Source organism: Planococcus sp. A6 (assembly GCF_028823615.1).
Taxonomy (GTDB): domain Bacteria; phylum Bacillota; class Bacilli; order Bacillales_A; family Planococcaceae; genus Planococcus.
Map to the genome: position 1 here is coordinate 14,247 of NZ_JAPEHT010000010.1, position 12,495 is coordinate 26,741.

Consider the following 12,495-nt stretch of genomic DNA (forward strand, 5'->3'; position numbering starts at 1 on the left):
GATGTCTGAAGAAATTACAATTCTTGTAGTGGATGATGAAGAGAGGATCCGCCGCCTGTTGAAAATGTATCTCGAGCGTGAAGGATATATGGTGGAAGAAGCGGAAAATGGCGTGGAAGCATTGGAAAAAGCGATGGAGACGGATTATCATTGCATCTTGCTTGATCTGATGATGCCGGAAAAAGACGGCATCGAAGTGGCTACCGAACTTCGGGAGACGAAAATGACGCCGATCATCATGCTGACGGCTAAAGGCGAAGAAGCAAACCGCGTGGAAGGATTTGAATCTGGAGCGGATGATTATATCGTCAAGCCGTTCAGCCCGCGGGAAGTCGTGCTGCGTGTTAAAGCAATTTTACGCCGGTCGTCGGCTTATTCGCCTTCTACGAGTTCGACCGTTTCAAAAGACTTGGTCGTCTTTCCACATTTGACGATCGACCACGATGCCCATCGTGTAACAGCAGACGGCGTCGAAGTGAATTTAACACCTAAAGAATATGAACTTTTATACTTCTTGGCAAAATCCCCAGATAAAGTGTTCGACCGGGAGCATTTGCTCAAAGAAGTGTGGCATTATGACTTTTTCGGCGATTTGCGTACCGTGGATACACACGTCAAACGCTTGCGTGAAAAATTGAACCGCGTATCGGAATCCGCCGCTAAGATGATTGTCACGGTTTGGGGTGTCGGGTACAAATTTGAGGTTGGCAATGAATAGAATATGGAATAGCATCGTCGGGAAGCTGTGGGTAACCATTTTGCTTCTCGTTTCCTTTGTCCTGTTTATCGTGACGGTGCTGCTGTTGGAGTTTCTCGGAAACTTTCATAGCGAAACGGTGGAAGAAGCACTTCATAATGAAGCCAATATGATCGCGAGGATTTTCAATGATCATGGCAATGAAGGCAATTTGTCTATTGTCGACGAAGTGTTGGGTCCTGAAACCAATGCGGTCATCGCAGAAGAACCGGGGGAAATCTCCTATTATCTGCATGACGGCTTGAATGGCGAGGAAATCAGGGAAAAAATCGTCAGCGAAAACGAATTTCAAAAAGTATTCGAAAGCGACGAAACTGTAACGAAAGAAATGCTGCTGCCATCTTTGTCGGAAGCAGACCGGATGGAATCATATATTGTCATGGCTTCGCCTCTTCAAACAAGCGATGAGCTTCACGGAACAGTTTTTATTTACCAGTCATTGGAAGTTATGGACCGCACAGCTGAAAGGACGACGAATATCGTTTTCCTGTCCGCGTTTATCGCGTTATTATTGACAACGTTTTTCGCATTTTTCCTCTCGACCCGCATCACTTCCCCGCTGCGCAATATGCGCGAAGGGGCATTTGAATTGGCGAAAGGAAATTTCGATACGAAAGTGAAAGTCTCTTCTGGAGACGAAATCGGCCAATTGGCGATTGCCTTTAATCAGATGGGACGCCAATTAAAGCATCATTTAGAAGTGATCAATCAGGAAAAAGAGCAATTATCGAGCATCTTGACTTCAATGGCGGATGCCGTAATCACGTTCAATCAGGACAAGACCATCCTGTTGAGCAATCCGCCGGCAGAGAAGCTGCTGCAGCAATGGCTCTTCAAAGACGGTACGACCGATGCCAATGCGTTGCCATCTGAAATGCTGCATATGCTTGACCACGTCTTGACCTTCCAGGAGGAAATCGAGGAAGAGCTTGAAATTGAAGGTGCGTACTATGCAATCAATTTCAGCCCGCTTTACAGTGGCGAAAGCGTGCGCGGCGCGGTAGCGGTGCTCCACAACATGACAGAACAACACCGGCTTGAGAAGCTGCGCGAAGATTTCATCGCCAATGTATCCCACGAACTGCGGACGCCGATCGCCATGCTGCAAGGCTATAGTGAAGCCCTGCTCGATGACGTCGGTGCAAGTGAAGAAGAGCGCAATGAAATGACCAAAATCATCTACGAGGAATCCCAGCGCATGGGCCGACTCGTCACTGACCTCTTGAACTTGGCACGATTGGAATCAGGCCATATGCGCCTCTACAAAGAGTTGGTGCAGTTCAATAATGCCATCGAGCGGATGACTTTGAAATTTAGCCAAGCTGCGAAAGAGAAAGGCATCGAACTGAGCTTCACGACAGAACTTGACGACTGGGCAGCAGCCGAACTTGATGAAGACCGCATCGAACAGGTCATGACGAATTTGATCGATAATGCACTTCGCCACACTCCACAGGGAGGGCAAGTGCACGTGCATGTCGAAAACATGGGAGACCACGCAAAAGTTTCGATCAACGATACCGGGGCTGGAATTACAGAAAAGGATCTGGAGTTCGTCTTTGAGCGCTTCTATAAAGCCGATAAGGCAAGAACGCTCGGTAAAGGCGGCACAGGACTCGGTCTCGCGATTGCCAGCAACATCATCAAAGCGCATTCGGGAGAAATCCGCGCCGAAAGCAAATTCGGCGAAGGCACTTCGTTCATCTTCACATTGCCGCTGAAGGCGATGTAACTTTTTTGTTGTCGTGACGACTAATCCAAGGAACGGAGGGAGTTGCGTGAATGACTCCGTGTTTCATCGGCTGTACGATCAGTACCATCAGGATGTCTTTCAGTTTTTGGTGTATTTAGTGAAGGACCGCCATGTGGCAGAAGATCTGATGCATGAAGTTTATGTGAGGGTGCTGCGCGCTTATGACCGGTTCCAAGGAAAGAGTTCGGAAAAAACCTGGCTTTTTTCAATCGCCAAAAATGTTGCCATCGATCATTTTCGCAAGACCGCAGTGAGAAAAAAGCATTCGATGGATTTCTTCGACTGGGAAACCCAGCAATTGGTGTCGGCTGAACGAATACCTGAAGAAGTTTCATTGCTCAATGAAGACAAGATCCGCTTGTACCAAATGCTCGATTTGTGTACTGGCGACCAGAAGCTTGTCATCATCATGCGTTATTTCCAAGATCTCTCCATTGCGGAAACTGCTGAAGTCCTGGAGTGGTCGGAAGGCAAAGTCAAGACGACACAGCACCGGGCGATCCGGTCCCTCCGCCAAAAATTACTAGAAGCAGAAGGGGGAGGAGAATATGCCGAATGACAAATGGAACGATGAAGAAATCGAAAATTTGTTGCGGGATTTCCCCAAAATACAAGACAGGCGGCCCAAAGCCGAAGTGTATAAAAAGCTTTCCCATAAAGAACAAGCACCCAAACAGCCGAAGCGCTGGCTGCCGCTATTAGTTGCCATCGTCGCATTCCTGAGCATCTCGGTGCTCGTCGCCTCTTTGCTGCAGCAGAATGGAACCGACTCAAGCAGCGAGAGTGAAAGCAGTGAAGCGGAGTCGACGATGGCAACAGATGAGGCACCGACGGAACAAGCAGAAAAAGCAGAACAAGCGGATGGGTCTACAAAAGAATCCGAAGGGGCAGCGAGTTTGGCCACGGATGGCCCGGAAGTGAAGCGGAGCGCAGTTTATGAGAGCGAACTGGAAGGTGCTCATGTGTTGCGCATCGGGCTTGCTTATCATGGCTATGTTGTGCCCACAAGTTTCGTCATTCCTGAACAGCTAGCCGATACGGCAGAGCCGAACGCTCTCGAACTATATGAAACATTCGCCGGTCAAATCGATGAATCCGGCTTGGGTTTTGATGAGTATCATCCATATGAAGGCGAGCTCCAGCAAAACGGTTCGACGATCAGCCATTTCTTGCCGGACGGCCATTCCTATGATCAAGGTTCGGCCTCCACTTTGCTGTATCTGAACAGTTTGGAGGAAACGTTCATGGGTCAGCAGGAAATTCGTGTATTGAATGAAGACGGGGAGGCAGCGCAATTATCCCATGTAGGGACAGTGGAACCAATCGTTCCGGGAGAGCAAGGGCAAAGCTTTTACTTGCTTGCTTCGTCAACAAGTGAGTGGCATTTGGCTCCGGCTTACGGCATGTCGTCGGAAAATGTAGGAGATGCACTGATGGCACTTCAGCAATCGCCGAATGAGGATTACCGATCGCCGATTCTGGAAGGAATCAGTTACCGCATCGAGGTGGACGGTGCGAACGCCATATTGACATTCGAAGAGCCTTTGGACTTGGAGGCGCTTGATGGAATGGAAGCGATGCAGATGATTGAAAGCATGGCGCTCACGGCTCAGTCCTACGGCTCATCGTTGACGGTATCCAATACGGCACAAGCGGAATGGGCAGGATTCGATTTCTCCAAAGAACTTGAACTGCCCGTTTCGCCCAACCGCATCGACTGGCCAGAAAAATAAAAAAAGACAGCAATGTAAGCAGTATGGTTTACATTGCTGTCTTTTTTTTATAAGATTGACTTGTATAAAAAAATATCGATTCATCTTCGGGGCAGGGTGTAATTCCCTACCGGCGGTAATTGGACATAATGGTCCATCAGCCCGCGAGCCGTAAAAAGCAGGATTTGGTGAGATTCCAAAGCCGACAGTATAGTCTGGATGGGAGAAGGTGAAGGTACGGACGCATGCCGTTTTTAATGGCGGACCGTTTATTTCAGTGTGCCTAACTCTCCCTTAAGTGAAACTTGCTTAAGGGATTTTTTATGGCAGCATGCGATCCGAACCTTTCTTCTGGTGAATCACGACAAGGAGAGAGGAACATGAAGAACAAGAAATTGCAATCGATGATTGTCATCGGTATGCTAAGCAGCATCTCATTTGTGTTGATGCTATTCAATTTTCCGCTGCCGGCATTGCCAGCATTTTTGAAAGTGGATTTCAGTGACGTGCCTGCACTAATCGCGGCGATCACGATGGGGCCTGTCGCAGGCGTCTTGGTAGCATTCTTTAAGAACGTATTGGACTGGATTTTTTCAGGAAGCCCGACTGGCGTCCCTGTAGGGCATATGGCGAATTTCGCGACGAGCCTATTGTTCATTTTGCCGGTCTACGCCATTTACCGTAAAGTTTCCACAAAAAAAGGAATCGCATTCGGTTTGGTCATCGGAACATTCTCGATGGCAATCGGCATGAGCTTGCTGAATTATTTCGTCTTTTTGCCAATGTACACGTACTTCCTGAACATGCCAGAACAGACAGGGAACGCATTGTATACGACCATTGTTCTCGGGATCCTGCCGTTCAACTTGATCAAAGGCTTGGCACTTACGACCGTCGTCTTATTGATCTTCGGCAGCATGCATACCTGGATTGAAAAACAACGTTCCTATTATTTATCATAAAAAGAAGCGGCTGGAAGATGATTCTTCCGGCCGCTTTTTCTATTGACCAAAATTTGGTCAGTCTTCATATTTAAGTGGATCCCCTTCAAACCCCTTTTTCTATTGACCAAAATTTGGTCAGTCTTCATATTTAAGTGGATCCCCTTCAAATGGCTCGTCTGCAACTTTAATGGAATCGGTTGGGCATCCTTCAAATGCGTCTTCCATATCCTCCATCAGCTCATCTGGCACTTGTTCAGTCCCCGTGTTATCATCAAGAATAACGAAGGCGATGCCCTCATCATCATAATCGTAAATGTCTGGTGCCGCTGCTCCGCAAGCTCCGCATGCGATACACGTATCTTTATCAACAATGGTATATTTAGCCATTCCAGTTCCTCTCCTTTATCTCCGAACAAGTTCAGTTATACTATCGTGTTTATTCTATAGATATTTCATGATTTTTTCAACCCAAAACCGCCAGGAGGGTAATTCAGTGCGATTCGATGAAGTCGTTTTAGCGATTATGAAAGCGGTAGACGGTCAACGGACCGTATCTTCCCCTTATCATTTAATTAAAGGAAAGAAATCAGGGCAAACGATTCAGGACATCGGCTATTTCGGGTTGCATCCTTATTTTGCAGTGCTCCCGAAACTGGACAAGCAAGAATATCTAGCGTCCATTGACAGGCTGCAGGCGCAGGGCTATTTGATCCCAGATGACAACAGCGTCCAGCTCCATCGCTCCGCATTCGATCTGGAAATTCCACCTACGCTCTTGAATGGCTGGAAGTACAGAGGCAATGAAAATCGGTTCTTTGCGCGCCTATCGTTGGTGGTCCAGACGATGTCCAATTTTATGCAAGGCCAAAAGCGCTTTGATCCAGTCGTCACCGATGAAACGGTACAGGCGTGGGCCAAAGCTTATTTGAAACGCGTCGATTTTCGCTCATCCGCTGTTCAAGAAGCTTTCAAAAACCAGCTCGAAACCAGCTTGGCTAAGGCAAAAACAACCGAAACGCATAAAAATATTCTGGTGGAACGGTTGTCGGGCTATGGAGTCGGCGGGCTCACCTGGGATCAATTGGCCATGCAGCATGGCGTTTTGCCGATAGATGTAAAGATTGCGGCTGTTGAAGCCATGCATGCTTGGCTGGATGTGCTAGAAGGCATGGAATATCCATTGCTAGCGGGTATGCTTGAAGGCATCATCCAGCAATCCGCCTTAACAGAATCGGCGAAGCGGACGCAAAATCTGTCTGAACGTGGATTTTCACTCAAGCAGATTGCTGAGCTCCGGCAGCTGAAAACAAGTACGATCGAGGATCATTTCGTGGAGATGGCCATGAACGACCCAGCGTTCAGCTCTGCACCGTTTATGGACGAGCAGTTATTTCAATCGATCCATCACATCAGCAAGGAGTTGAAGACGATGCGCCTGCGGGATATTAAAGAGCGGTTGCCGGAAGCCAGCTATTTTCAGATCCGGTTGGCGCTGGCGATGAGAGGTGGCGTCACATGAATCTTGAAAAGCTATTATACGAAGCTTACGGCTACACGGAATTCCGCCCCGGTCAAAAACAAGTGATCGAACAAGTGCTGGCGGGGCGTGACGTTTTGGCGCTGCTGCCGACCGGAATGGGGAAATCGCTGTGTTATCAGCTTCCTGGCAAAGTCTTGCCAGGCGCCATTGTCATTGTTTCGCCGCTTTTATCGTTGATGCAAGACCAAGTCACCCAATTGAAGAAGATGGGGGAAAAATCGGTCATTGCCATCAATTCCTTCATGAAACCGGAAGATCGCGAAAGGGCGTGGAACACGCTCGGTAATTATAAATTCATCTTCGTGGCTCCCGAGATGCTTGTACAGCCGTATGTGCTCGGCAAATTGAAATCACTCGGCATCTCGTTGCTAGTCGCGGATGAAGCCCATTGCATTTCTCAATGGGGCTTCGATTTTCGCCCGGATTATTTGCGCATTGCAGAGATTCTACCAAAGCTTGGCAATCCGCAGACTTTGGCGTTGACCGCAACGGCGACCGACAAAGTTACAGATGAAATCAAACGTTACTTAAAATTGAGTGACCCATTCGTCTATTCACATCCAATGGACCGAAAGAACATTAGCTACGATATCCGCAAATTCGACAATGACAGCGACAAATTGGAAGAATTATTGAATTTGGTGTCAACATACGCCGGGCCAGGGATCATCTATGCCGGAACACGCCGGAAATCGCAGGAATTGGCGGAGTGTATTCTCGCACTCGGCATCCGCGCGGCATTTTACCACGGCGGAATGGAACAGCAGGACCGTATTTTTGTGCAGCAGCAATTTGCCAATAAGGAGCTGGAGTGGGTATGTGCGACCAATGCGTTCGGCATGGGGGTCCATATTCCCGATATTCGCCACGTCATCCATTTCCAATTGCCTTCTTCAATAGAAGGATATGTTCAGGAAGTCGGGCGCGCAGGCCGGGATTCTTTGCCTTCACTTGCGACGTTATTGTATGCCGCCGGCGATGAGCGGCTCGTGGAGAGTTTGATCATGGATGATTTGCCCGAACGCCATGAAATCGAGCTAATCTATGAGCGCGGGGAAGAAGCGAAGCAATTGATTGAGCAGGGGATGGTGAGGGAGACTGCGTATCGTATCATTTCCTATTGGCGTGAGCGTCTACCCCTTGAAGGTACATTGAACCAGATCGAGCAATTGAAAAAAGAAAAACAACGGCAAGCAGCTTCCGTCCGCGGGCTGGTTCATTCAAGCGGCTGCATCCGGCAATACATCAGCATGAGCTTCAATCAAGAAAACCCCGCCATACCGGCTAATTGCTGTAGTTTTCATGGGATTGACCATAGCTTGTTCAAAGGTAATCGAAGCGAGCCGAAAGCATCGACACAAGGCTCTTGGAAAGAGCGTTTGAAGGTCCTTCTTCCTATATGAAAATCTCTATTTCTATTATTTACAAATAAGCCTTTTTTCGTCATAATAGATATATTAGTACAGATAGGGGTAGTCGTGAAATGGGAAACGATAATTATCATGAATCAATGGAAAAGAATCGCCAGGAATTGTCACAGGAACGCATGGCAGAATTGACGAGGCGCGCACGCCAAATGCCCAAGCCGAAAAGCAGGGGCTTATTATTGCCTTCTTTGTTTTTTATCTTTATCTTGATTCCGGTCACTTTGTTGATCTATGTTGCGTTTTACTATGAACCGGATGACACGCTAACTGCCAAAACAAACGAAAATGAAGTGAGCTTCGAACTGAACTCCCAGCCGCCTTCTGACAGCACGGTACTTGCTGCTGCAGACGACGAGGAGAAAGACGAAGAAGAAAAGAAAAACGCCAAAGCAAAAGAAGCACAAGAACAGAAAGAACTGAAAGAAAAAGCTCGTGAACGTGAAGAAAAGGCGGCTGCAAAAGCGAAAGAGAAAGAGCAGGCAGCTGCGGAACAGCAAGCAGAGAAAAAAGCCCAGGAAGCAGCGCTGGCAGAACAAAAAGCGCGTGAGGAAGCTGAAGCAAAAGCCGAAGCCGAACAACGTGCGCAAGCTGAAGAAAAAGAAAAAGAGCAGCAACAAGAGCAGGAAGAAACACCGACTGCCGGCGGCAAGACGGTAACCGTCCAATCGAGTGAAACGCTTTACCGTATTGCCGTCAATAATTACGGTGCGAGCGGTGCAGCCGCCGCTGTTGAGAAGATTAAACAGGCGAATGGATTGGCATCTAACGATATCAGCCCCGGACAAACATTGATTTTGCCTTAAGGCGGGATTAAATGCCTCCTGTTAGGGAAAAGGTAGGAAGAATCTAAAAAGAGGTGAGCGAATGTTTGTCAAAAGTGCATTAGTGAAAAAAGAAAGATGTTTTACGGTAACACCGGAAGACACGATGGAAAAAGGGCTCAAGCTATTGGAGCAGCATTCCATTGATGCATTGCCTGTCGTCGATGGCGACCAATTCAAAGGGATCTTTACCTGGTATCATGCATACCGTGCGTTCTTCTATTCGGATGCCCAGAAAGACGAGTTTGTGCGTTCGACAAAAGTGGAAGATATTATGGTCAACCAGGATGTGTACTTGAATATCGACGATGTGTATGAAAAAGCCTTAGTCGAATTACGTGATTTCCCGATCATCGCTGTCGTCGACGAAGAGAAGTTTCTCGGAATCGTCACCCGCTTTGATGTCGTTAACCAATTGCAAAGTGCATTCGGCATGAAGCAATCAGGGGTTCGCATCACCGTTACATCGGTCGAATCAGAAGGCCGCATTGGCCGGCTAGGTGAAATCATTGAAAAACATAAAGAATCCGTCGTTTCGCTCGTTACTTTCGATGAAACCGACAAAATGGTGCGCCGCATCGTTTTGAAAGTGAAGAAAAAGAACAATATCGACAAGTTCACGAAGGAACTGGAAAAATCCGGCTTCCGTATTCTAGATATCACTGAAGATTGAATAGCGGCTTGAACAGGAAAACATAAGCGCAGCTTATGTTTTTTTGTTGCTTCGGAAAGGATGTACATGATGAAGTGGATTTTACGTATTATATTAGCGGGCCTGGTTTTACTGGCATGGATGTTCCGCTCCGCCCATAGTGAGCATAAAGAGACCGCGGTTATCCGCTTGTCGGGAAACGCTGAGTTTTCTCCTTTTAAACTGCTGTTCATTTCCGATGTTCACCGGCGCGAGCTTCGGCCTGATATGTTCAACGATCAAGTCGATCTCGTTGTCATCGGTGGGGATTTTGTCGAACGGGGGGTTCCGGAACGACGCATCCGCGAAAACTTACGGATTCTAACTGAACTTGCTCCGGTATATTATGTGTTCGGAAACAACGACAGGGAAATCGGCGAAGAGCGATTAAGGGCTTTGCTCGAAGAACAAGGCGCTACTATCCTTGATGATGAATCTGTTGAATTGTTTGGCAATGCTAAGCTTAAATTGACCGGAATCGATTATTTCGCTTTTCGGGAGCATAGTGTGGAAGATGCTTTCCGCACTGTCGAGAAAGGCGATTCCGTCATTTTCATCTCCCATACGCCTTTTGTTTTTAAGCACGTAAAACAACATTATCCAGTCAGCCTATTGATTGCCGGTCATACACACGGCGGACAAATTAGGCTGGGACCATACGGGATATTCGACCGGGGCTCTTTGACTGTGTCGGGAGGAATTACCGAACTCATCAGCAACGGGTTCGGCACGACGACTTTGCCGCTCCGGCTCGGCGCAAAAGCAGAATACCATGTGCTTGAAATTCACCCTTCACCAGGCAGGAAGCATTTGGCACAAAGCTCTTCAATCGGCTAAGATGGATATGGACATTATTACAGGAGTGGTTGAAATGGAACATGCAGATGTCATCATCATAGGAGGCGGGCCGTGCGGTTTATCGGCCGCCATCGAAATACAGAGAATGGGCCTGCACCCCGTCATTCTCGAAAAAGGAAATATTGTCAACGCCATCTATCATTACCCGACGCACCAGACGTTTTTCAGCAGCAGCGAAAAATTATCAATCGGGGATGTGCCCTTCATTACCGAAGACCGCAAGCCGAAGCGCAATCAAGCGCTCGTTTATTACCGTGAAGTGGTGAAGCGGCACGCGTTGGATGTGCGGGCGTACGAAACGGCCTTATCGATTGAACAATCGGACGGCTTTCTCGTGAAAACGACCAAAAATGATTACAAGGCGAAATATGTCGTAGTGGCAACAGGCTATTACGACCATCCGAACAAGCTAGCAGTGCCAGGTGCGGACTTGCCGAAAGTGATGCATTATTTCAAGGAAGGGCATCCTTATTTCGACCGCGACGTGCTGGTGATCGGCGGCAAGAATTCGGCGGTAGATGCAGCGCTTGAGCTGCATAAAGCCGGCAGCCGGGTGACGGTGTCTTATCACGGCACGAGCTATTCGAAAAGTGTCAAGCCGTGGATTTTACCGGAGTTCGACGGGCTCGTGCGCCAAGGTGAAATTACCATGCTGTTCGATTCCATCGTCGACGAGATTCGTGAAGATGAAGTGGAACTGACCGTGAATGATACGAAAGAAACCTTTGCGAATGATTTTGTCTTCGCCATGATCGGCTATCATCCGGACCACCAATTCCTCCGTCAGATGGGAATCGACATCGATGCGGCAAGCGGCAGGCCATCCTTCAATGAAGAAACGATGGAAACCAATGTCGAGGATTTGTTTATCGCTGGCGTCATCGCGGCCGGTAACAACGCCAATGAAATCTTTATTGAGAATGGCCGTTTCCATGGCCAGCAAATCGCAGCGGCGATTGCGAAAAAACAAGCGCTTAAAAATTCAACAGACTAGATTATCCAAAAGAGGTGCATCATGAAAAAGAAAGTATCGTTAATTACGACAGGAGGAACCATTGCAAGTAAAGCCATTTCAGACGATGGCTTGCTGAAATCCGGTGCCATTTCAGGAAAAGATTTGGCGGAGCTTTGCCAATTGCCGGCTGAAATCGAAGTGAAAGTGATCGATGTCTATCAATTGCCAAGCATGCATATCGGCTTCGATGAAATGAATATCGTTAAGGAAGCCATTTTAAAAGAATTGGAAGATCCGGAAGTGGAAGGTGTCGTCGTCACGCATGGCACTGACACCTTGGAAGAAACGGCCTATTTCCTGGACTTGACTGTCGGCGATGAGCGGACGGTCGTAGTGACAGGAAGCCAGCGTGCGCCAGAAGCAGTCGGAACGGATGTCTACTCCAATTTGCGCAACTCGATTTATGTGGCTGTCGATCCGGTAATCAAAGGCGTTGGAACGGTCGTTGTTTTCAATGAGCGGATCTACAGCGCGAAATATGTCAAAAAAGTACACGCCAGCAACCTGCAAGGCTTCGATTCATTTGGCCATGGCTATTTGGGCATCATCGATAACGATAAGGTCCGCATCTACCAGAAGCCGGTGCTGCGTGAAGTGCATCGCGTGCCAGGAGGGATGCCGCGCGTCGATATCATCAAATGCTATTCAGGCCAAGAAGGATCGATTGTCGATATGCTGGCTGAAAGCGGATCGAAAGGCATCGTCCTAGAAGCGGCTGGCCGCGGACAGATATCACCCCATATGGTGGAGGCGGTCGAACGCGCCGTGAAATCCGGTATTCCCGTCGTGTTGACGACGAGCGCCGAAGAAGGCAATGCCTATCCGGCTTACAGCTATCCCGGAAGCGCTCACGATTTGCTGACGCGTGGCGTCATTTTGGGCAGTGACTACGACAGCAAGAAAGCGCGTATCAAATTGGCAATCCTGCTGTCGGGCAATGAGGAAATCGATAAGGAAGCGTTTGAAATTTAACAGCA

Annotated in this window: 13 protein-coding genes and 1 riboswitch; of the genes, 12 read left to right on the plus strand and 1 reads right to left on the minus strand. The window is 48.1% G+C overall.

All coding sequences use genetic code 11. The annotated features are described in order from the left end of the window. Position 1: 1 nt before the first annotated feature. The 5 genes from ON064_RS02760 (at position 2) to ON064_RS02780 (ending at position 5,184) form a co-directional block, all read left to right on the plus strand. On the plus strand, positions 2–718 hold the full coding sequence (locus ON064_RS02760; RefSeq protein WP_068485838.1) for a response regulator transcription factor: 717 nt from the start codon (positions 2–4) through the stop codon (positions 716–718). Continuing rightward, a complete protein-coding gene (locus tag ON064_RS02765) occupies positions 711–2,489 on the plus strand; it encodes an ATP-binding protein (RefSeq protein WP_274623520.1) in 1,779 nt (592 codons plus the stop codon). Before ON064_RS02760 ends, ON064_RS02765 begins: the two co-directional genes overlap by 8 nt. 46 nt (positions 2,490–2,535) lie before the next feature. Then, complete coding sequence (gene sigX, locus ON064_RS02770; protein WP_241663036.1) at positions 2,536–3,069, plus strand: RNA polymerase sigma factor SigX; 534 nt, start codon at positions 2,536–2,538, stop codon at positions 3,067–3,069. Next, the gene (locus ON064_RS02775; RefSeq protein WP_274623521.1) at positions 3,059–4,243 is read left to right on the plus strand and encodes a hypothetical protein; all 1,185 of its coding nucleotides are present in this window, start codon (positions 3,059–3,061) and stop codon (positions 4,241–4,243) included. Before sigX ends, ON064_RS02775 begins: the two co-directional genes overlap by 11 nt. A gap of 78 nt (positions 4,244–4,321) precedes the next feature. Continuing rightward, positions 4,322–4,457, plus strand: a riboswitch (FMN riboswitch). Between the two features lie 145 nt (positions 4,458–4,602). After that, positions 4,603–5,184: an ECF transporter S component gene (locus tag ON064_RS02780; RefSeq protein WP_121297596.1), complete on the plus strand. Its 582-nt coding sequence runs from the start codon at positions 4,603–4,605 to the stop codon at positions 5,182–5,184. 117 nt (positions 5,185–5,301) lie between these two features. Here the strand turns inward: ON064_RS02780 and ON064_RS02785 are convergent, their stop codons facing one another. Beyond that, positions 5,302–5,553, minus strand: a complete 252-nt coding sequence (locus ON064_RS02785) for a ferredoxin (protein ID WP_068869317.1) — start codon at positions 5,551–5,553, stop codon at positions 5,302–5,304. 106 nt (positions 5,554–5,659) lie between these two features. On the opposite strand from ON064_RS02785, the gene ON064_RS02790 reads away from it, so the two are divergent. The 7 genes from ON064_RS02790 (at position 5,660) to ON064_RS02820 (ending at position 12,490) form a co-directional block, all read left to right on the plus strand. Next, a complete protein-coding gene (locus ON064_RS02790; protein WP_274623522.1) occupies positions 5,660–6,685 on the plus strand; it encodes a YpbB family protein in 1,026 nt (341 codons plus the stop codon). Next, positions 6,682–8,109, plus strand: a complete 1,428-nt coding sequence (locus ON064_RS02795; RefSeq protein WP_274623523.1) for a RecQ family ATP-dependent DNA helicase — start codon at positions 6,682–6,684, stop codon at positions 8,107–8,109. Before ON064_RS02790 ends, ON064_RS02795 begins: the two co-directional genes overlap by 4 nt. Before the next feature lie 80 nt (positions 8,110–8,189). After that, on the plus strand, positions 8,190–8,936 hold the full coding sequence (locus tag ON064_RS02800; protein ID WP_274623524.1) for a LysM peptidoglycan-binding domain-containing protein: 747 nt from the start codon (positions 8,190–8,192) through the stop codon (positions 8,934–8,936). A gap of 61 nt (positions 8,937–8,997) precedes the next feature. Next, on the plus strand, positions 8,998–9,627 hold the full coding sequence (locus tag ON064_RS02805) for a CBS domain-containing protein (RefSeq protein WP_274623525.1): 630 nt from the start codon (positions 8,998–9,000) through the stop codon (positions 9,625–9,627). Between the two features lie 69 nt (positions 9,628–9,696). After that, positions 9,697–10,482: a metallophosphoesterase gene (locus ON064_RS02810; protein ID WP_274623526.1), complete on the plus strand. Its 786-nt coding sequence runs from the start codon at positions 9,697–9,699 to the stop codon at positions 10,480–10,482. Positions 10,483–10,516: 34 nt separating this feature from the next. Continuing rightward, positions 10,517–11,497: a YpdA family putative bacillithiol disulfide reductase gene (locus tag ON064_RS02815; RefSeq protein WP_274623527.1), complete on the plus strand. Its 981-nt coding sequence runs from the start codon at positions 10,517–10,519 to the stop codon at positions 11,495–11,497. 21 nt (positions 11,498–11,518) lie between these two features. Continuing rightward, the gene (locus tag ON064_RS02820) at positions 11,519–12,490 is read left to right on the plus strand and encodes an asparaginase (protein ID WP_274623528.1); all 972 of its coding nucleotides are present in this window, start codon (positions 11,519–11,521) and stop codon (positions 12,488–12,490) included. Positions 12,491–12,495: the final 5 nt, after the last annotated feature.